Origin of the sequence: Neptuniibacter halophilus, assembly GCF_030295765.1 — a bacterium.
Taxonomy (GTDB): domain Bacteria; phylum Pseudomonadota; class Gammaproteobacteria; order Pseudomonadales; family Balneatricaceae; genus Neptuniibacter; species Neptuniibacter halophilus.
On sequence record NZ_AP027292.1, the window covers coordinates 3,057,825 to 3,078,890 of the forward strand.

Annotated in this window: 18 protein-coding genes; 11 read left to right on the plus strand and 7 right to left on the minus strand. The window is 53.4% G+C overall.

Annotation, left to right across the window (positions count from 1 at the left end):
- Window positions 1–57: 57 nt before the first annotated feature.
- On the minus strand, window positions 58–1,404 hold the full coding sequence (gene pabB / locus QUD59_RS14280) for an aminodeoxychorismate synthase component I (RefSeq protein ID WP_286237795.1): 1,347 nt from the start codon (window positions 1,402–1,404) through the stop codon (window positions 58–60).
- Between the two features lie 204 nt (window positions 1,405–1,608).
- On the opposite strand from pabB, the gene QUD59_RS14285 reads away from it, so the two are divergent.
- The 6 genes from QUD59_RS14285 to prpF all read left to right on the plus strand — a co-directional run bounded on the left by QUD59_RS14285 (window position 1,609) and on the right by prpF (window position 9,676).
- Window positions 1,609–2,475 carry an alpha/beta fold hydrolase gene (locus QUD59_RS14285; protein ID WP_286237797.1) on the plus strand — a complete coding sequence of 289 codons (867 nt, stop codon included), beginning with the start codon at window positions 1,609–1,611 and terminating at the stop codon, window positions 2,473–2,475.
- A gap of 145 nt (window positions 2,476–2,620) precedes the next feature.
- Window positions 2,621–3,325 (plus strand): GntR family transcriptional regulator, encoded by a 705-nt coding sequence (locus tag QUD59_RS14290; RefSeq protein WP_286237798.1) that lies wholly within the window; start codon window positions 2,621–2,623, stop codon window positions 3,323–3,325.
- 1 nt (window position 3,326) lies between these two features.
- Entirely contained in the window at window positions 3,327–4,220 is an 894-nt protein-coding gene (prpB, locus tag QUD59_RS14295) for a methylisocitrate lyase (protein ID WP_286237799.1), read from the plus strand.
- A gap of 171 nt (window positions 4,221–4,391) precedes the next feature.
- Entirely contained in the window at window positions 4,392–5,519 is a 1,128-nt protein-coding gene (gene prpC, locus QUD59_RS14300; protein ID WP_286237800.1) for a bifunctional 2-methylcitrate synthase/citrate synthase, read from the plus strand.
- A gap of 121 nt (window positions 5,520–5,640) precedes the next feature.
- Entirely contained in the window at window positions 5,641–8,244 is a 2,604-nt protein-coding gene (gene acnD / locus QUD59_RS14305) for a Fe/S-dependent 2-methylisocitrate dehydratase AcnD (RefSeq protein ID WP_286237802.1), read from the plus strand.
- 253 nt (window positions 8,245–8,497) lie between these two features.
- Complete coding sequence (gene prpF / locus QUD59_RS14310; RefSeq protein WP_286237803.1) at window positions 8,498–9,676, plus strand: 2-methylaconitate cis-trans isomerase PrpF; 1,179 nt, start codon at window positions 8,498–8,500, stop codon at window positions 9,674–9,676.
- Between the two features lie 172 nt (window positions 9,677–9,848).
- On the opposite strand, the gene QUD59_RS14315 is transcribed toward prpF, so the two are convergent.
- Both QUD59_RS14315 and QUD59_RS14320 read right to left on the minus strand, forming a co-directional pair.
- Entirely contained in the window at window positions 9,849–10,508 is a 660-nt protein-coding gene (locus QUD59_RS14315; RefSeq protein ID WP_286237804.1) for a DUF4253 domain-containing protein, read from the minus strand.
- The gene (locus QUD59_RS14320; protein ID WP_286237805.1) at window positions 10,505–11,137 is read right to left on the minus strand and encodes a TetR/AcrR family transcriptional regulator; all 633 of its coding nucleotides are present in this window, start codon (window positions 11,135–11,137) and stop codon (window positions 10,505–10,507) included. Before QUD59_RS14320 ends, QUD59_RS14315 begins: the two co-directional genes overlap by 4 nt.
- 164 nt (window positions 11,138–11,301) lie before the next feature.
- Here QUD59_RS14320 and QUD59_RS14325 point away from each other — a divergent pair, with 164 nt between their 5' ends.
- The gene (locus QUD59_RS14325) at window positions 11,302–12,381 is read left to right on the plus strand and encodes an MBL fold metallo-hydrolase (RefSeq protein WP_286237806.1); all 1,080 of its coding nucleotides are present in this window, start codon (window positions 11,302–11,304) and stop codon (window positions 12,379–12,381) included.
- Between the two features lie 129 nt (window positions 12,382–12,510).
- Here the strand turns inward: QUD59_RS14325 and fusA are convergent, their stop codons facing one another.
- Window positions 12,511–14,601, minus strand: a complete 2,091-nt coding sequence (fusA, locus tag QUD59_RS14330; RefSeq protein ID WP_286237807.1) for an elongation factor G — start codon at window positions 14,599–14,601, stop codon at window positions 12,511–12,513.
- A 241-nt stretch (window positions 14,602–14,842) separates the two neighbouring features.
- Here fusA and QUD59_RS14335 point away from each other — a divergent pair, with 241 nt between their 5' ends.
- The gene (locus QUD59_RS14335) at window positions 14,843–15,475 is read left to right on the plus strand and encodes a LysE family translocator (protein WP_286237808.1); all 633 of its coding nucleotides are present in this window, start codon (window positions 14,843–14,845) and stop codon (window positions 15,473–15,475) included.
- A gap of 140 nt (window positions 15,476–15,615) precedes the next feature.
- Window positions 15,616–16,230: a MiaE family protein gene (locus tag QUD59_RS14340; RefSeq protein ID WP_286237810.1), complete on the plus strand. Its 615-nt coding sequence runs from the start codon at window positions 15,616–15,618 to the stop codon at window positions 16,228–16,230.
- A 35-nt stretch (window positions 16,231–16,265) separates the two neighbouring features.
- Here QUD59_RS14340 and QUD59_RS14345 read toward each other — a convergent pair whose 3' ends face one another.
- Window positions 16,266–17,003, minus strand: a complete 738-nt coding sequence (locus QUD59_RS14345) for a UDP-2,3-diacylglucosamine diphosphatase (RefSeq protein ID WP_286237811.1) — start codon at window positions 17,001–17,003, stop codon at window positions 16,266–16,268.
- On the minus strand, window positions 17,003–17,509 hold the full coding sequence (locus QUD59_RS14350) for a peptidylprolyl isomerase (protein WP_286241036.1): 507 nt from the start codon (window positions 17,507–17,509) through the stop codon (window positions 17,003–17,005). Before QUD59_RS14350 ends, QUD59_RS14345 begins: the two co-directional genes overlap by 1 nt.
- A gap of 278 nt (window positions 17,510–17,787) precedes the next feature.
- Between QUD59_RS14350 and QUD59_RS14355 the strand changes: the two genes are divergently transcribed.
- Window positions 17,788–19,452, plus strand: coding sequence for a glutamine--tRNA ligase/YqeY domain fusion protein (locus QUD59_RS14355; RefSeq protein ID WP_286237812.1), 1,665 nt, complete (start codon window positions 17,788–17,790; stop codon window positions 19,450–19,452).
- A gap of 295 nt (window positions 19,453–19,747) precedes the next feature.
- Here QUD59_RS14355 and QUD59_RS14360 read toward each other — a convergent pair whose 3' ends face one another.
- A complete protein-coding gene (locus QUD59_RS14360; RefSeq protein WP_286237813.1) occupies window positions 19,748–20,302 on the minus strand; it encodes a TetR/AcrR family transcriptional regulator in 555 nt (184 codons plus the stop codon).
- A gap of 120 nt (window positions 20,303–20,422) precedes the next feature.
- Between QUD59_RS14360 and QUD59_RS14365 the strand changes: the two genes are divergently transcribed.
- Window positions 20,423–21,064, plus strand: a complete 642-nt coding sequence (locus QUD59_RS14365; protein WP_286237814.1) for a glutathione S-transferase family protein — start codon at window positions 20,423–20,425, stop codon at window positions 21,062–21,064.
- Window positions 21,065–21,066 lie beyond the last annotated feature (2 nt).

Below are 21,066 nucleotides of genomic sequence, written 5' to 3' on the forward strand. Positions count from 1 at the left end.
TTAGCTCTAGTATAGGCAAAGATTGCCGGGCTGTGTGTAACAAAACGCCCTCTGGGATTACTCGTTGCGGGTGCCCATCTGACGGGACAGGCAGTTGAGCAGGTTATTGACCTTGTCGAAGGTCTCCTCGTATTCCATTTCAGTGACAGAGTCGGCGACGATGCCACCCCCGGCCCAGCAGAAGATCTTCTCATCTTCGCACAGCAGGGTGCGGATCGTGATGCTGGTGTCCATCCGCCCACAGAGGCTGATATAGCCAATTGAACCACAGTAGATTGAGCGGCGGTGGGGCTCCAGCTCCTCGATAATTTCCATTGCCCGGATCTTTGGCGCGCCGGTAATCGAACCACCCGGGAAGCAGTGTTCAAGCAGGGCAACCGGCGATACATCGGCACTCAGCTCACCGGTGACGGTACTCACCATATGGTGAACATTGGCGTAGCTTTCGATATTAAACAGTTTCGGTACCCGGACGCTGTTGTGCTGGCAGACCTTGCTCAGATCATTGCGTAGCAGGTCGACAATCATCAGGTTTTCAGCCCGGTCTTTACGCGATTCGCTCAGTTCCTGTTTCAGGCGCAGATCTTCAGTGCTGTCGGCTGCCCGCGGACGGGTGCCTTTGATCGGTTTTGTGGTGACCTGCTGCTGGTGGCTCTCAAGAAACTGTTCCGGTGAGAGTGACAGGATCTGCTGAGCTTCCCCATCAATAAACGCGGAGTAGGGAGTGGGTGCCGCGACCCGCAGTTGCTTGTAGGCGCTCCAGGCATCCCCCTGATACTCACTGTTCCAGCGCTGCGCAAAGTTGACCTGATAGCAATCACCGGAGTGAATATAGTCGTCTATCTGGGCCAGCTTTTGCTGATATTCAGCCTTGCTCAGATTGGCGGTAAATGGCTTTAGCAGATTAAAAGGTGCTGCGGCGGCTGGCGTTTCAGCCTGCAGGCGCTGTTCAATCTGATCCAGCTTCTCAGCCGTGACCCGGTGATCCGCGACCAGCGTTGCGGTCTGTTCATGGTGATCAACCACCAGTGCCCAGAGGTACATTCCTACCCGCATATCCGGTAACCGGGAAAACACGTCAGCCTGCTCTGGTAGCTGCTCCACCGCGCGACCCAGATCGTAGGAAAAATGGCCGAGGATACCGCCACAGAACGGCAGTTCTGAGTTTACCGGTTGTTCCGGCTGGTAACGCTGGTAGAGCTGTTCCAGTTGCGTGAACGGATTTACCGGGTCGTCAGCATTCAGTTCCAGTAACTCAACCGGTTCTGCCGCCAGAATATCGTAGCGCCCCCAGGGGCACCCGGGGCGGCCGCTATCGAGAAAAATCCCATGCCCGAGAGGGCGGAGCTTTTCGAAATAGGTTTCACTGCTACTGAGGTAGGGAAGGGGACGTTGGGTGATCAAAGCGCTGGCTTATCCCGGTTGTTGAATAAAGTGTTGCGAATTGTATGTAACCGGCCGGGGCCTGTCCAATAAGGGGTCGAAAATAGGCAAAACCATAAGATTGTCGACAAAGTGCTGGTTTGAGCGGCGCGTTGGACTAGAATGGAGGGTCATAATAACGAAGGTTTCTCAATATAAGTAGCCACAGTAGAGTATCGCTTTAAGATGAAACACCCTTTTTCGGTTGAGCAGCGCGAATTCCATCTGCCCGACCAGCATATCGTTTATCGTTTATACCGAAATCCGCAAATAGCTACCTCGCGCCGCCTGGTATTGCTGCATGGCGCTGGCGTGGCCGGTGTAGACACCTGGGAGCATATTATTGCCTTTCTTGAGCTCTGGTCTGAGGTGCTGGTACCGGATCAGCGCGGCATGGGAGATACCTTCTACCCGGATCGGCAGGAGCACCGCTACAGCGCTCAGGAGCTTGTAGCGGATCTGAACGCTCTGGTAGACCAGCTTGGCTGGTGGCAGTTTGATCTCGGTGGCTACTCCATGGGCGGGCTGGTGGCTCTGCTGTTTAAGCAGCAGCACCCGGATCGGGTAGAAAAACAGTTTCTGCTTGAATCCGCTGTGCTCGATCGTCCCTGCTGGGAGTCTACAGTTGAGCTGCGTAACTCCCTCTCTGCGGCCACCGTGCATCTGCGCGGGGCTACGAATAAAGAGCAGGGGATTATCGGTTTTCTGGATACCATTTCGCCTAACCGTAAGGTCTCACCGCAGGTTGAACAGGTGACGATCAGCCGGCTCGGCCAGCGCCCGGAAGGCTTTGCGAACGCGCTGGACTGTGTCACGGATGCGGTGCGGCAGATCGATCGCGAAGCGCTGGTCGCGGCGCAGGGTGATGTAACCAGCTTTATCGGCGGTAACAGTGTTGAACTGTTACACCAGTATCAGCGAGAACTGACAGAGCGTTTACCCAACTGGCACTACTTTATGTTGCCGGGTACGGATCACTCTCTGCCGTTCCAGAAGCCGCGCCAGATCGCGCGGATTATGAACGATGAGACCCGTCGTTTTGTGGAAAAATAGGTTTACAACAAGAATAGGGTAAAACCCTTAAACTTTTGTATTGTGTTGACAATTAATCGGCAAATTCGAGTTGACTGCGGTTTTTAGCACAGGTATCGTTGCCTCAGTTCGAAATTGTCGACAATCTTCAATCTTATTGGTTGTTATGGCAGAGATGACAGAAAACAAAGCGTTTCAACCGGAAACGCGCACCTTGGCAGACCGGGTCTGTGAACAGATCGTTACCGCAATTGTGGTCGGCGATATTCCTCCGGGTCAGAAAATCAGTGAGCCGGAACTTGCCCGGACCTACGGCATCAGTCGTGGACCTCTGCGGGAAGCCATGCGGCGACTGGAAGCGCTGAGGCTGGTGGAGCGAAAGCCGCACATCGGGGCGCGGGTTGTGAATCTGTCGGCAAAAGAGCTGATTGAAATCTATCGTGTCAGGGAAGCCCTTGAGGGGATGGCCTGTCGTCTGGCAGCAGAAAACATGCCGCAGGAAGAGATCGACCGCCTGCGTGAGTTGCTGGATGAGCACGAGAAGAGTATCGAACAGCTCGACGGACGCTCGTATTTCCAAAAAGAGGGTGATCTGGATTTCCACTACCGAATTGTTCACGGCAGTAAGAACGCTAAGCTGCTGGAGTTCCTCGGCGGTGATCTCTATCACCTGGTACGAATGTACCGCTATCAGTTCAGTGTCTCCAGCTCGCGACCGAAGCGGGCGCTGAAGGAGCATCGCCAGATTATCGACGCGATTGAATCCCGCGATCCGGAACTGGCCGAAATGCTCATGCGGCGTCACATCGGTTCAGCGCGACAGAATATTGAAGACAAACTGAATGCAGCGACCGAAACCAGAGGTGAATAACATGTCCAACAACCTGTCTGCCGGTGCCCGCTTCCGCAAAGCACTGGCTGAAACCAAACCCCTTCAGATCGTAGGTACCACTAACGCTTATCATGCCATGATGGCTGAGCGTGTCGGTCACAAAGCCATCTACCTGTCTGGCGGCGGCGTTGCTAACCACTCTTACGGTCTGCCGGATCTGGGTATGACCTCCATGAACGATGTTCTGGCGGATGTCAGCCGTATTACCAGCGCTGTTGAAACGCCGCTGATGGTGGATATCGATACGGGCTGGGGTGGTGCATTCAATATCTCCCGTACCATTAAAGAGATGATCAAAGCCGGTGCGGCGGCGGTACATATTGAAGATCAGGTTGCACAGAAACGCTGTGGTCACCGTCCGAATAAAGAGATCGTTTCCCTGCAGGAGATGGTTGATCGTGTTAAAGCTGCGGTAGATGCCAAAACGGATGACGACTTCTTCGTTATGGCACGTACCGATGCATTCCAGATGGAAGGCCTGAATGCGGCGGTTGAACGTGCGCAGGCATGTCTGGAAGCGGGTGCTGACGGTATCTTCGCCGAAGCGGTTCACACACTGGATGATTACAAAGCCTTCTCCAATGGCATCAACGGTGCCCACCTGCTGGCGAACATCACCGAGTTCGGTGCAACGCCACTGTTCAACACAGCAGAGCTGGCTGAAAACGGCGCGACTATGGTGCTGTACCCGCTGTCTGCATTCCGTGCAGCGAACAAAGCGGCGCTGAATGTCTACGAAGCGCTGCTGCGTGACGGCGATCAGAAAGCAGTTGTCGACACCATGCAGACCCGTATGGAACTGTACGATTTCCTCAACTACCACGATTTCGAACAGAAACTGGACGCACTGTTTGCGGAAGGTAAAAACAAATAATTGAGGTCGTGTAACTGCGTTTTCGGTCAGGGCTGGAGAGATCTCTTCAGCCACTTCCGAAGCGAGATACACCGCCTCAGCAGGCGGGTACGATCCGTTAGAGCACTTTAAATCAACGATTAATTAAGTGGGCCAGCAGAGCCCGCATCGATAGGAAAACAGGAGCACGTTATGGGCGATAAAAAACTGGGTGGCGCTGGCCTGCGAGGTCAGTCAGCAGGTGAAACCGCACTGTGCACCGTAGGTAAAACTGGCGCAGGCCTGACCTACCGTGGTTACGATATTAAAGAACTGGCTGACAAGGCTCAGTTTGAAGAAGTTGCGTACCTGCTACTCTACGGAAAATTGCCAAACCAGGCTGAACTGGATGCCTACAAGGCCAAGCTGAAGGGTATGCGCGCACTGCCGGACGCTCTGAAAGTGGTTCTGGAACAGATCCCTGCAGATGCTCATCCGATGGATGTTATGCGCACCGGTTGCTCTATGCTGGGCAATCTGGAAACCGAGATGGATTTCTCCGAGCAGCATGATCATATCGACCGCATGCTGGCGGTGTTCCCGGGCATGATCAACTACTGGTACAACTTCAGCCATAACGGTATCCGTATTGACGTTGAAACCGATGCTGATTCCATTGGTGAACAGTTCCTGTGGACGCTGCATAACAAGAAGCCTGAAGCGCTGCACGTTGATGTGATGCACGCATCCCTGATCCTGTACGCAGAGCACGAATTCAACGCTTCTACCTTCACCGCGCGTGTCTGTGCATCCACCCTGTCTGATATCCATAGCTGTGTAACCGGTGCGATCGGTTCCCTGCGTGGTCCGCTGCACGGTGGTGCTAACGAAGCGGCGATGGAGATGATCGAAAACTGGCGTTCTGCGGATGAAGCAGAAGCTGAGATCATGGCGATGCTGGCGCGTAAGGATAAGATCATGGGCTTCGGCCACGCGATCTACCGCGAGTCTGACCCACGTAATGCGATCATTAAAGAGTGGTCGAAAAAGCTTTCTGAGCAGGTGGGTGATGAGTACCTGTACGCTGTATCTGAGCGTGTTGAAGCGGTTATGTGGCGCGAGAAGAAACTGTTCTGTAACGCAGACTTCTTCCATGCCTCTGCCTACAACTTCATGGGTATCCCAACCAAGCTGTTCACACCGATCTTCGTATGTTCCCGTGCGGCAGGCTGGACTGCTCACGTAATGGAGCAGCGCGCGAACAACCGTATCATCCGTCCATCCGCTGACTACACCGGTCCGGAAACGGCTGAATGGGTTGCGATTGAAGATCGTCCATAAGATACGACGCCCGGCAGTGACCCGTCTGTGACGGGTTGCTGCCCCGCTTTTGAATAATAAAAAGCTGAGAGATTAGCTTTACCAACACCTCTCGGCCTGATTAAACCTGACAGGTTGTGCCATGAACACAGAATACCGCAAGCCTCTTCCAGGTACCTCTGTAGATTTCTTCGACACCCGCGCGGCGATTGAAGATATCCAGCCAGGTGCTTACGCAAAACTGCCTTACACCTCCCGTGTACTGGCAGAGCAACTGGTACGTCGTTGTGAGCCTGAAGCGCTGACCGACTCCCTGAAACAACTGATCGAAACCAAACGCACACTGGACTTCCCATGGTACCCGGCGCGTGTTGTCTGCCATGACATTCTGGGTCAGACCGCACTGGTTGACCTGGCGGGTCTGCGTGATGCGATTGCCGATCAGGGCGGTGACCCGTCTAAGGTCAATCCGGTTGTACCTACACAGTTGATCGTTGACCACTCGCTGGCGGTTGAAGCACCGGGTTTTGATCCGGATGCGTTCGAAAAGAACCGTGCGATTGAAGACCGTCGTAACGATGACCGTTTCCACTTTATCGACTGGTGCAAAACGGCATTCGATAACGTAGACGTAATCCCGGCCGGTAACGGCATCATGCACCAGATCAACCTGGAGAAGATGTCTCCGGTGATCCAGAACCGTGATGGTGTGGCCTACCCGGATACCTGTGTCGGTACTGACTCCCACACGCCGCACGTTGATGCGCTGGGTGTTATCGCCATCGGTGTCGGTGGTCTGGAAGCGGAAACCGTTATGCTGGGTCTGCCATCCATGATGCGCCTGCCGGACATCATCGGTGTGAAAATCGTTGGCGAACGTCAGCCGGGTATTACTGCTACTGACATTGCACTGGCAATGACCGAGTTCCTGCGTAACGAGAAAGTGGTTTCTGCGTATCTGGAATTCTTCGGCCCGGGTGCTGCAACCCTGTCTATAGGTGACCGTGCGACTTTGTCCAACATGACGCCGGAATACGGTGCGTCTGCCGGTATGTTCTATATCGATGAACAGACCATCGATTACCTGAAGCTGACCGGTCGTGAACCTGAGCAGGTGGCACTGGTTGAGACTTATGCTAAACAAACCGGCCTGTGGGCGGATGATCTGGCAGAAGCGGAATACGAGCGCGTGCTGGAATTCGATCTGTCTACGGTTGTTCGTAACATGGCTGGCCCGTCTAACCCGCACCGCCGTCTGCCAACAACGGCACTGACTGAGCGCGGTATTGCCGGTGATGAGATGCTGGCGACTGCCAAAGCGCAGGAAGCTGACGGCCTGATGCCGGATGGTGCTGTTATTATTGCGGCGATCACCTCCTGTACCAACACCTCTAACCCACGCAACGTTGTAGCGGCTGGCCTTGTGGCCAAGAAAGCCAACGAGCTGGGTCTGGTACGTAAGCCCTGGGTTAAAACTTCATTCGCGCCGGGCTCTAAAGTTGCAAAACTCTATCTGGAAGAAGCCGGTCTGCTGCCTGAGCTGGAAAAACTGGGCTTCGGTATCGTCGCTTATGCCTGCACCACCTGTAACGGTATGTCCGGTGCGCTGGATCCGGTCATCGAGAAAGAGGTGGTTGAACGTGACCTGTACGCGACGGCGGTCCTTTCCGGTAACCGTAACTTCGACGGCCGTATCCACCCGCATGCGAAGCAGGCATTCCTCGCTTCTCCGCCGCTGGTTGTGGCTTACGCGATTGCCGGTACGGTGCGTTTCGATATCGAAAATGATGTGCTGGCCGTGGTTGATGGCAAAGAGATCACCCTGAAAGATCTGTGGCCATCTGATGAAGAGATCGATGCGATTGTAGCTAAGGCGGTTAAGCCTGAGCAGTTCAACCAGATCTACATCCCGATGTTCGATCTGGGTGATGTTGAGCGCGCTGAAAGCCCGCTGTACGACTGGCGTCCAATGTCTACTTACATCCGTCGCCCTCCTTATTGGGAAGGTGCGCTGGCTGGCGAACGTACCATGAAAGGTATGCGTCCTCTGGCAGTACTGGGTGACAACATTACCACCGACCACCTGTCGCCATCGAATGCGATTCAGGCGTCCAGTGCGGCGGGTGAATACTGCGCGAAAATGGGTCTGCCGGAAGAGGATTTCAACTCTTACGCCACGCACCGTGGTGACCACCTGACCGCACAGCGCGCAACGTTCGCGAACCCGAAACTGCTGAACGAGATGGTGCGTGACGAAAACGGTGAGATTAAACAGGGCTCTCTGGCCCGTATTGAGCCGGAAGGTACCGAAAGCCGTATGTGGGAAGCGATCGAAACCTACATGGAGCGCAAGCAGAACCTGATTATCGTTGCCGGTGCTGACTATGGTCAGGGCTCCTCCCGTGACTGGGCGGCTAAAGGTGTGCGTCTGGCGGGCGTTGAAACCATCGTTGCTGAAGGCTTTGAACGTATCCACCGTACCAATCTGGTGGGTATGGGTGTACTGCCGGTTCAGTTTAAAGAGGGTGAAACCCGCAAGACTTACGGCATTGATGGTACTGAAACGTTCGACATCGTGGGTGAGATCTCGCCACGCTGCGATCTGACCCTGATCATCAACCGTGCTAACGGCGAGAAGGTAGAAGTACCGGTGACCTGCCGTCTGGATACCGCTGCGGAAGTACACGTGTACAACGCCGGTGGTGTTCTGCAGCGCTTCGCTAAAGACTTCCTTGAAGGAAACTGATAGCGGGCTAAACCGATAGGTGCTGTCTGTAACGCTCAGCTCTGCAAGGCTCACGCAGGGCTGGGCGCTCCAAGTCGAACAGGCAGCGCCCATCATTCTGAGAAAATTATTACTCACGATTACTCACCTGAATGGATCAGCCAGAGTAGAGCAACCGCCGCAGAGCGGATCGTTAAGCTGAAGAGTGATCGTCACTAAGTATTTTCTTAATCGTGGTTCTGTTGTGCACCACATCGTAAGAAAGGATTGATAAATGGCTCATGTACCACAGATTAAAATCCCTGCGACCTACATTCGTGGTGGAACCAGTAAAGGTGTTTTCTTCCGTCGTCAGGATCTGCCCGAGGTGGCACAGGAACCGGGCGAAGCGCGGGACAAGATTCTGATGCGGGTGATCGGCAGCCCTGATCCTTACGGTCAGCAGATCGACGGTATGGGTGGTGCGACCTCCAGCACCAGTAAAACCGTGATTCTGGATAAAAGCAGCCAGCCGGATCATGATGTTGATTACCTGTTTGGTCAGGTCGCGATTAACAAAGCCTTTGTTGACTGGTCCGGTAACTGTGGGAATCTGACCGCTGCGGTCGGTGCATTTGCGATCAGTGGTGGTCTGGTTGATCCGGCCCGGATTCCAGAAAACGGCATCTGCACGGTACGAATCTGGCAGAAAAATATTAAGAAAACCATTATCGCCCATGTCCCGATCAGCAACGGTGAAGTTCAGGAAACCGGCGACTTTGAGCTGGATGGTGTAACTTTCCCGGCGGCTGAGGTGGTCATTGAGTTTATGGACCCGGCGGATGGCGAAGGCTCCATGTTCCCGACCGGCAATCTGGTAGATGAACTGGAAGTGCCGGGCATCGGTACTTTCCAGGCGACCATGATCAATGCCGGAATCCCGACTATATTTCTGAATGCGGCAGATATCGGTTACACCGGTACGGAGCTGCAGAAAGATATCAACGCCAACGCTGAAGCGCTGGAGCGGTTCGAAACCATGCGCGCCTATGGCGCGGTGAAGATGGGCCTGATCAAGGATATTGAAGAAGCGGTTGCCCGCCAGCATACACCGAAGATCGCTTTTGTGGCGCCAGCAACTGATTACGAAGCCTCCAGCGGCAAGCAGATTGCTGCCGGTGATATCGACGTCTGTGTACGTGCGCTCTCCATGGGCAAACTGCACCACGCCATGATGGGGACTGCATCCGTGGCGATTGCGACGGCGGCCGCGGTACCGGGCACGCTGGTGAATCTGGCAGCCGGTGGTGGCGAGCGTGATGCGGTCACTTTCGGTCATCCGTCCGGCACTCTGCGTGTGGGTGCGGCGGCAGCAGAGGTCGATGGCGAATGGACCGCAACCAAAGCGGTGATGAGCCGCAGTGCGCGTGTCCTGATGGAAGGCAATGTGCGGATTCCGGGCGACAGTTTTTAACCCGTTGTAAACTGAAGGGCGCAAGGCAGATCGGTTTACCTATCAGAACCGGTCTGTTGTCCTTCCTTGAACCCCTCGCTGTGAAGCGGGGGTTTTTTTTGTCTGTTTTCTCGCCGCTAGCCCCAGTACGTAGGGTGCAATCGCAAAGCGTATTGCACCATTGTCCTGCTAATCAATCCCACCAGAAGTACCAGCAGTCGTGGTTGATCAGGACTTCGGCGAGTTTAGCGACGGATTCAACACCCTGTTCGACGATATCCGGGCAGTAGAGGTACTGCTCCCAGGCGAGTTTCAGGGCTTCTTCCTGAGTGGCAGGTGGTTGTTTGACGTGGGCTTCGATTACATCGTTGCTGACGCCGACAATATGTGCACCATACAGCTTTTGCCAGCGCTTCCAGATAGCGCAATGTACTTCGGGTGCAGGGCATTCATTCCAGCCGCCGAAACGGAAGTGAGCCGGGACTTTCCAGCTCTGGTCGGTTTTGATTCTTACGCCCAGCAGGGTATGCAGCGGCTCGCCGGTAACGAAGTCCGTCGCCAGATTGAATCCCTGTTTGTGTTGGGATTCTTCCTGCCACTGGCCTTCAAGGGCAGCGGGATTCCACTCCGGTTTAGCTTCCAGTTCTGCCCGGCGCTGCTGCAGCCAGGCTTTCGCGTCGACCTGAGCGGCAGCGCGCAGAATCGCTTTACTGTCCGGGCCCGGCTCGAAGAGGGCCTCTTCGATATAGCGCTGATCCTCATCCGAACCACACACAATCAGCTTTTTATCTTTGTTGCAGCTCTTAACTGCCTGATCAAATGCGCTAGCGGGATTAAGGTCGATAAACTTCATGCACTCTGTCCTTCAGGTCGGATCTCATAGTAATTGAGGAAAATAGCGGCGGTTTCGGCGGCCAGTTGTGCCCGGGCGCTGGCATCCGGTTGTGGTTTCAACTGAAACAACTGGGGCCAGAAGCATTCACCTTTAATCATGCCATGCAGGCGGGTAATAGCGGTTTCGATCTCTACAGGTTGCAGACGCCCATCGCGCTGAGCCGCAGCGAGCCACTGGTGCAGGGGAGTCTGATCGCTGTCGTGTTTTTCCAGTTCTGCCTTGAGTGCTTCCGGGTGATAGAAATAGTGGCCAAAGGCTACCCGGGCCAGTTCCAGATAGTCGCTGCTGCAGATCAGCTCCAGCTCTGCCTGCAGCAGGGCGGCCAACTGCGGTGCCAGTGCAGAATCACCACGGTATTGGTGATTACTGCCGGCAGCAGCCTGCTTCCACAGGTCGGTGACCAGGTGGATAACCAGTGCTTCTTTTGAAGGAAAGTGGTTGTAAACGGTGCGCTTTGATACCTGAGCGCGGGTTGCGAGCTGATCCATGCTGGTCCCCTTAACGCCATTCTCCTGAAAGGCTTGTTTGGCTGCTACCAGAATGGCCTGGCGTTTCAGCTCACTTCGGGACGGCTTTTTTTCAGCCATGATTGTCGGGCTCTGTGATTAACGAAATTTTCGCTGATTTTACACTTGATGGTTTACTTTTAGAAGTTTTTAAATAAACTACACCGTGTAGTTTACTTTTGGTTGGATTTTCTAATCCGGGAGCGTTGATGCGTTTTGTTTTTCTTATAACTGGAGGGGTGCTCATGTCAGCAGGTTTGCTTTCTTCTTGTGGTTTCGGAGAGCAGAGGCCGGAAGGTGATGGTCAGGGGGCGGCCTATGTTGATGGTCGCTTTAAAAATACCGAGATTGATTATCAGACAACCCTCTCGGGTATCTACGATATCGCCCGCAGCTATCTCCGGGCTGAACGTAAAGCGCCTGTTCCGCAAGTCGAGCTGCCCATGCTACCTCTGCAAGTGGAGCAATTGGAACAACTGGTGGGGCCGGCGGTTATTCGTCTGGGGCACTCTTCCGTGTTGATCCGACTGGATGAGCACTTTTATCTCACCGACCCTGTATTCAGTGAGCGTGCATCGCCCGTTGGCTTTGCTGGCCCGCAGCGGTTTCATGAACCGCCTATAGCCACTGAACAACTGCCGCCACTCAAGGCGGTCATTATCAGCCATGATCACTACGATCACCTGGATAAGCAAACCTTACAGGCGTTGGCGAAGCGAACAGAATTCTTTGTCACCCCGTTGAAGGTGGGTGAGAAGCTGATGAGTTGGGGGGTGGACAAAGCGCAGATTATCGAGCGTGACTGGTGGCGGTCGGTACGGCTTGACAGTGTGACAATGACTGCCACACCGGCCCAGCACTTCTCCGGCCGTGGCTTGTTCGACAGGGATAAGACCCTGTGGGCAAGCTGGGTCATTCAGGGGCAGCAGGCGAATATTTTCTTCAGTGGTGATTCGGGATACTTCGCCGGGTTTAAAGAGATCGGTGAGCGTTATGGTCCGTTTGATATAACGCTGATTGAAACCGGCGCCTATAACGAGCTCTGGTCTGAGATACATATGTTACCGGAACAGAGTGTTCAGGCGCATATCGATCTGCAGGGCAGGGCGATGATCCCTATTCATAACAGTACCTTTGATCTGGCGTTGCATGACTGGTACGAGCCACTGGAGCGGGCCAGTGTTCATGCAGAAAAGACGGGAGTGACATTGCTGACCCCATTGATGGGTGAGATCGTCAGTGTGCAACAGCCTGCAGCTACGTCGGCCTGGTGGCGTGACTTTATTGCAGAACCAGAGGAGCAGCTGGTTATGCAACTGCCTTAGGTAAGTGTTTGGGGTAAGTGTTCGAGGTAAGCGTTTCAGGTCGGTGTCTTTCTGTTCAGCACGTTCCGGCAGAAACAAAAAAGCCCGCTGATTGCTCAGCGGGCTTTTTATCAGGTCGAAAAGAGAGGCTTACTTAGCGTCTTTCTTCGCTTTAACTTCTGCAATCACTTCCTCAGCAACGTTAGCCGGGCAAGGTGCGTAGTGTGCGAACTCCATGGAGAACTGACCACGACCGGAAGTGATAGTACGCAGGTGACCGATGTAACCGAACATCTCAGACAGAGGAACGTCTGCTTTGATGCGTACGCCAGTTGCGCCTGCTTCCTGGTCCTTGATCATGCCGCGACGACGGTTCAGGTCACCGATTACATCACCCACGTTGTCTTCCGGAGTGAATACGTCAACCTTCATGATTGGTTCCAGCAGCTGTGCACCCGCTTTAGGGATAGACTGACGGAACGCGCCACGTGCAGCGATTTCGAATGCTACAGCAGAGGAGTCAACCGCGTGGTAGCCACCGTCGAACAGCTCGATTTCAACGTCCAGTACAGGGAAGCCAGCCAGAACACCTTCATTCATCATGCCAGCGAAACCTTTTTCGATAGCAGGGAAGAATTCTTTAGGTACGTTACCACCTACTACAGTAGAGGTGAACGTGAAGCCGGAGTTTGGCTCACCTGGCTTGATGCGGTAGTCGATCTTACCGTACTGACCAGAACCACCAGACTGCTTCTTGTGCGTGTAGCTGTCTTCGATTGCCTGAGTAATAGTCTCGCGGTAAGCAACCTGTGGTTTACCTACTTCCAGCTCAACGCCGTAAGTACGCTTCAGGATGTCTACTTTGATATCCAGGTGCAGCTCACCCATACCTTTCAGGATGGTTTCGCCGGAATCTTCGTCAGTTTCAACCTGGAAAGACGGATCTTCAGCAACCATCTTACCGATCGCGATACCCATTTTCTCAACAGAACCTTTATCTTTAGGCGCAACAGCGATAGAGATTACAGGCTCTGGGAAGATCATTGGTTCCAGAGTACATTCGTTTTTCGGATCACACAGAGTGTGACCAGTCTGAACGTTCTTCATACCAACAACGGCGATGATGTCACCTGCCTGAGCAGAGTCGATCTCGGTACGGTCGTTAGCGTGCATCTCAACCATACGGCCGATACGTTCAGTTTTACCAGTGAAGGAGTTAAGGATGGTGTCACCCTTCTTCATTACACCGGAGTAGATACGGATAAAGGTCAGGGCGCCGAAACGGTCGTCCATGATCTTGAATGCCAGTGCGCGCAGTGGCTCTTCAGCAGAAACGGTAGCAACTTCACCTGTTGGCTCACCGGTTTCTGGATCAGTCAGAGGCTGAGCGTCAACTTCGGTTGGAGATGGCAGGTAGTCAACAACGGCGTTCAGAACCAGCTGGATACCTTTGTTTTTGTACGCAGAACCACAGTAAGTTGGGAAGAAGTCCAGTTTACGGGTACCTTCACGGATGCAGCGCTTGATGTCGTCCATAGATGGCTCAGTACCTTCTTCCAGGTACTCCATCATCAGATCTTCATCCTGCTCCAGCGCCGTTTCGATCAGCTGTTCACGGTACATTGCTGCATCGTCAACCATATCAGCCGGGATGTCGGTTACTTCGAAGTTTTCTGGCAGACCGGAGTCATCCCAGATGTAAGCTTTCTGAGACAGTACGTCTACAACACCAGTGAACTCATCTTCACGGCCGATTGGCAGAGTCATAACCAGTGGGTTTGCACCCAGTACGTTTTTAACCTGATCTACGACTCGGTAGAAGTCTGCACCCAGACGGTCCAGCTTGTTTACGAAGATCAGACGAGCAACTTCAGACTCGTTCGCGTAACGCCAGTTAGTTTCAGACTGAGGCTCTACACCACCGGAACCACAGAATACACCTACACCACCGTCCAGTACTTTCAGGGAACGGTATACTTCAACTGTGAAGTCAACGTGGCCCGGAGTATCGATGATGTTCATGCGGTGGTCGTTCCAGAAACAGGTAGTCGCTGCAGACTGGATAGTAATACCACGCTCAGCTTCCTGCTCCATGAAGTCGGTAGTCGCTTCACCGTCGTGAACGTCACCCATCTTGTGGATCTTACCAGTAAGCTTCAGGATACGTTCTGTTGTAGTGGTTTTACCCGCATCTACGTGCGCGAAAATACCAATGTTTCTGTACTTGGTTAAGTCTGTCATCTCTTTACTCGACTAAGTGAGGTCCTAAAATTGCGCGACAGTATACAGTCTTTTTCGCGACATTTCGAAGAAAAATTGCTATGAAAACGGGGTTTTTTTTACTGAAATTCGAGGGTTTGGCGGTTTTATTCACGGCCGTGTTTTTCAAAAACCGGAGAAGAGTGCTAGGCTCCGGTCTAACTTACTGTATTTAATAGTTATCTTTGGCCGGGCCAGGGGAACTTTGACAGGGGATAAGGCCATGCTGGGCTTGGATACCTTAATCACTTTTATAGCGGCCTCGGCCTTACTCACACTGGCGCCGGGACCGGACAATATTTTTGTCTTGCTGCAGTCGGCCATGCATGGTCGGCGTGCCGGGGTGATCGTAACACTGGGGCTTTGTACCGGGCTGATTGCACATACGCTGGCGGTGAGTCTGGGGATTGCCGTGATCTTTCAGGTCAGTGCGCTGGCGTTTACTTTGCTGAAAGTAGCCGGGGCAATCTACCTGCTTTATCTGGCGTGGCAATCCATTCGCGCAGCGGCATCGCACATCAGTGATGAGAATCAACCCGTGCTGGGTAGCTGGTCGCTTTACCGGCGGGGAGTTCTGATGAGCAGCAGTAACCCTAAACTGGCGATCTTCTTTATGGCGTTTCTGCCGCAGTTTGCCGACCCCGCGGCCGGCTCGCTCAGTCTGCAACTGGCACAGTTGGGGCTGGTGTTTATTCTGGTGGCGTTTTGTGTGATGGGTATGATTGCACTGCTTGCAGCAGGGCTGAGCGGCTGGTTACGTGAATCTCCACGGGGACAGGTGCTGATCAACCGTCTGGCGGGGGTTGTGTTTATTGGTCTGGCAGTGAAACTGGTGACCGCAGAACAGCATAGCTGAGCGAAAACAGCCAGACGTTTCTGCAGCTAAGCTGCATCGGATCAATGTCTGGTGGGCTATGTTCACAGATCGCTTACATCCATCCGGTGCTGCCGTTATAATTGCCGGCTTTTAATTGCGCTAAGCCATCAGGGTCATTAATGGACGCTCTCGACGAAATCAAACAGTTTTTGGCATGTGAAACCCCGGACGCCTGGATTCAGGCGGCGTTGCAGAATCAGGATATTATGCTGATCGATCACGCCCATTGTGAAAAGAAAGCGGCGTCTACCGCGATGCATCTGATGTTTCGTTATGTTGAGCGAACCGATCTGCTGAATAAGATGTCCCGTCTGGCGCGTGAGGAGCTGATCCACTTTGAGCAGGTGCTGGCGATCATGGAAGCGCGCGGCATTGTTTATGATCATATGTCGCCGGCGCGTTACGCAGCAGGTATGCGAAAACATGTTCGCACCTATGAACCGGGCCGTTTGATTGATCTGCTGATTATCGGTGCATTCATTGAAGCCCGTTCCTGTGAACGTTTTGCCAAACTGGCACCGTTTCTGGATGATGAGCTGGCGAAATTTTACCGTTCATTGCTCAAGTCTGAGGGGCGCCACTATCAGGATTATCTGGGGCTGGCTGAGGCGTATGCGGGTGAGCCGATCGATGAGCGGGTGGCTTTCTTCCGGGAGCAGGAGCGGGAGCTGATTGAAGCGCCGGATGACGAATTCCGTTTCCATAGTGGCCTGCCAACCTTTATTGCAGCCTGAGGCCCGGAAAAAAGCACTGCCAAAAAAGCCGCTGATCAAGCGGCTTTTTCAATTTCAAAACTGACCAGTTGATAGCCATCCGGCTCAACTCGCAGATACCAGCCCAGTTTATCCCAGTCGCCGAGTACGACACGGGTGGCGGTGCTGCCATCGGCAAGGTTAAGCTGATGTTCGGCCGGACGATGGGTATGCCCGTGAATCAGTAACCGGGTACCGGCGTTCTCCAGAGCCTGCTCTACTGCCTGAGGATTGACATCGGTAATGTAATCATCTTTCGCGGCGTTGCGCTCTTTGCTGGTGTCTCTCAGCTGTCGGGCGATTGCCAGTCGTTCCTGCAGAGGTTTGTCGAGAAATGCCTGCTGCCATGCGGGGTTTCTGACCATGCTGCGGAACTGCATATATTCCTGATCATCCGTGCAGAGCTGATCACCATGCATGATCAGCGCAGGGCCGCAGGGCAGGTCGCAGACCAGTGCTTCGCTGAGCAGTGTGGCACCGATCGAATCTGCGAATGTCTGGCCTACCAGAAAGTCGCGATTACCGTGCTGGAAGTAAAGGCTGCATCCTTTAGCGCTGAGTTGGCGCAGGGCAGAGAAAACCGCTTCGAGGTCGGGGGTGGGCGTGTCATCACCAATCCAGGCTTCAAATATGTCACCCAGCAGGTAGAGCGCTTCAGCATCCTGAGCCGTCTGTTGCAGGAAATGCAAAAACGCCCGGGTAAGATCCGGGCGTTCAGGTTTCAGATGCAGATCTGAGACGAAGTAGACAGTCATTATTCTGCGGCGCTGTCCACAACTTCAGCCGACTCGATAATGATATCTTCAGCCGGAACATCCTGATGGCCGGCACGCATTGTAGTGGCAACCGTTTTAATCTTGTTGACTACGTCCATACCGTCGGTAACTTTACCAAATACCGCGTAGCCCCAGCCTTCCGTAGTTTTAGCTGTGTGGTCGAGGAAGCTGTTGTCAGAAACGTTGATAAAGAACTGCGCAGAGGCACTGTGCGGGTCCATGGTGCGGGCCATGGCAACGGTGCCGGTTGCGTTTGAAAGACCGTTATCGGCTTCGTTTTCAATCGATTCACGAGTCTCTTTCTGTACCATGCCCGGTTCAAATCCACCGCCCTGGATCATGAAGCCATTGATCACACGGTGAAAGATTACTCCGTTATAAAAGCCTTCAGAAACATACTGTTCGAAGTTTGCTGCTGTTTTTGGAGCCTTTTCATGGTCAAGCTCAAGCGTGATATCGCCAAAATTCGTATGGAGGATAATCATTGTTGTAATGTCCACTTCATTCGCTTGTTTCGGGGCCATTATACGCAAGTCTAAAAGAAACGCATCATTGTTTATTCTAAGGGTTTGTTTGAATCCTGCTTAAGATTTAGAGCTAAAGAACGGTGCCCGGCACAGGCTTACCTGAGCGCTGAAAAATTCTTCGTTTCCTCTATGCCATTTTTACAGTGCATCCGTTTATAATAGTCGGCAATTTTTTCGGCGGGTCTGGTCGCCGAAGATCACAGAATTGACGCGGTGTCGGGAAATAGACCTTATTTATGAGTAATACAGAAAACAGCAAGCCAACCAATTTCATTCATCAGGTGATTGAACAGGATCTGGAACAGGGTACTACCCAGAAGGTTGTGACCCGTTTCCCGCCAGAGCCGAACGGTTATCTGCACATTGGTCATGCCAAATCGATCTGCCTGAATTTCGGCACCGCGGAAAAGTATCAGGGCGAATGTAACCTGCGTTTTGACGACACCAACCCAACCAAAGAGGAGCAGGAATACGTTGACGCGATCAAGCGCGATGTAGAGTGGCTTGGCTTTAAGTGGGCGGGCGAGGTGCGTTATGCATCTGACTATTTTGATACCTTCTACGCCTGGGCACAGCATCTGGTGCGTGAAGGTAAGGCTTATGTCTGTGACCTGAGCCCGGAGCAGGCCAAAGAATACCGGGGCTGGGCGACCGAACCGGGTAAAGACAGTCCGTTCCGTGAGCGCTCCGTTGAGGAGAACCTGACGCTGCTCGAAGGCATGAAAAAGGGTGAGTTCGATGAGGGCAGCCGGGTACTGCGCGCCAAAATCGATATGGCTTCGCCGAACATGAACCTGCGTGACCCGATCCTTTACCGTATCCGGAAAGAATCCCATCACCAGACCGGTGATAAATGGTGTATCTACCCAAGCTATGACTTTGCTCATGGTCAGGAAGACGCGATCGAAGGGGTCACCCACTCGATCTGTACGCTGGAATTTGCTGACCACCGTCCGCTGTACGAGTGGTTTATCGAAAACCTGCCGGTACCGTCCAAACCCCGTCAGTACGAGTTTGGCCGCCTGAATCTGAACTACACCGTGACCAGTAAGCGTAAGCTGAAGCAACTGGTAGACGAAGCCCACGTTAACGGCTGGGACGATCCGCGTATGCCGACGATCTCCGGCCTGCGTCGCCGTGGCTACTCTCCGCAGTCGATTCGTAATTTCTGCGACAGTCTGGCGGTGGCGAAAACCGACGGTACGGTGGATATGGCGCAGTTTGAATACTTCATCCGTGAAGATCTGGATAAGCATGCGCCGCGCGCCATGTGTGTGGTTCGACCGCTGAAAGTGACGGTGACCAACTACCCGGAAGGTGAAGAGGAGTGGTTTGAACTGCCAAACCACCCGAAAGATGAATCGATGGGTATGCGTAAGGTACCGTTCAGCCGTAACCTGCTGATCGAACAGGAAGACTTCGCTGAAGTACCGCCGCGTAAGTGGAAGCGTCTGACACAGGGTGTTGCGGTGCGTCTGCGTGGCGCCTATGTGATTACCTGTGATGAGGTAATCAAAGACGACGCGGGTAACGTGATTGAGCTGAAATGCAGCTATGATCCGGCAACCAAAGGCGCCAATCCTGAAGGTTATAAGCCAAAAGGGGTGATCCACTGGGTCTCTGCCGATAACTCTGTGCCTTGTGAAGTGCGCGAGTATGATCGTCTGTTTACTGAAGCTAACCCGGATGGTGATAAGGAACGTGATTTCCTTGAATTTATTAACCCGGAATCTCTGGTTGTGCTGACTGGCAGTCGTTGTGAAGTGGGTCTGGCCGGCGCTGAAGCGGCAAGCAGTTTCCAGTTTGAACGTACCGGTTATTTTGCTGTCGATCAGGATTCCAGTGCGGATAAGCTGGTGTTTAACCGCACGGTAGGGCTACGTGACTCCTGGGGTAAGTAAACCCGGAGAGCTTGTATCTGTTCCGATCAGGGCCGCTTTAATCAGCGGCCTTTTTTATGGCCGGAGGCTCAGGCAGAGGACTCAGTAAATCTATGTTATTTCCCGGCGTGAAAAACGCCTTCTTCGGAGCTGATGCGGTAGGAGCGCGGTCTCCGCGCGATATCTGGTGCGACATAGCAAGAGAGTTGTTTGGCGTGAGACACGCCTTCTTCGGGGCTAATGCGGTAGGAGCGCGGTCTCCGCGCGATGTCTGGTGCGATAGAGCAAGAGAGCTGTTTGGCCTGAGACACGCCTTCTACCTGCGCTCGCTAACCAGCCCGTCCCGGCAGCTATTCAGGAGCTTTTCGGCGTAGCTGTCATCATCGACCGCACGGGAGATGGCGACGGCGCCGATCATTAATACCGCCTGGCGGATCGCTTCCTGTTCATCTGTGGTTTCGCGGTTGTCCAGTTGTTGGATATTGTGAATAAAGCCCTTCAGCACCCGGGTGTAGGTCTGGCGTACCTGCTGATCGCGCTGGGTGATATCGGTGGTCAGAAAGGCCAGCGGGCAACGCAATGTATCACCTTCCCGGTGTTGAAGGCTGAGGTACCCTTCGATCAGATGTTTGCGGTCGCTGGCATTGGCACGGGCCAGATTTTTTGCTGTATTGGCTGCGGCGAGAATTGCTTCGGCGTAGAGCTCACTCTTTGAGGAAAAGTGGTTATAGAAGGCACCCCGGGTCATCCCGGCGTGTTGCATGACGTCATTGATGCCAACATTTTCAAACCCTTCCCGGGTGAAAAGTTCAGCGGCACTTTGCAGGATACGCTCCCGGCTCTGCTGTTTCTGTGATGCGCTCCAACCCATCATTCTCTCCTTTTTTATGTCTGCGGGTCATAGTATGCCCTGGGTTCAGAATATGTTCTTGAACATATTGTTGCTGAGTTTAGAGTCATTATCAGTTTTCAGCAAAAAGGAGATTTGGCCATGTCTGGCTTCGTTAAAATTCTCGGCCCTCAGTTCAGCACTTTTGTTCGTTCAGTGATGATCGCCTGCGAGGAGAAGGGGATCAGCTATGAATACGGTATGGAACACAATGGCAAGCCGGTGGCGCTGGCCAGTGAAGAGTTACTGAGCCTGCACCCCTACGGAAAAATTCCGGTGTTGCTGACGGAGGATGCGGTGATCTGCGAGACCGCCAGTATTATTCGCTATCTGGATATGAATTTTTCCGGTACACATCTGCAGCCAGATGCCGGGCTTGCGAGAGCTGAAGTTGATCAGTGGAGTGCGCTGATCAGCCGATATATTGATCAGGCGATCGTGCGTGATTGCCTGCTGGAATTTGCCCGCCCGAAAGGTGAAAACGGCACAGTACGTATGGATAAAGTCGAGCAGGCAACACCCGAATTGCAGCGTGCGCTGGATAACCTGTCGAAGCAACTGGGGGATAAGGAATACCTGTGCGGGGGAGGCTTCAGTATGGCGGATATTCTTTTGCTGCCGATGCTGGATTATCTGGCCGGATCGCCTCTTGGCGGTTTAATTTCTGATACCGCTAATCTGATGCCTTATCTGCAGCGGTTACGGCAACGAGAATCGGCGCAGAAAGTGCTCCGCGCCGGTTAGTT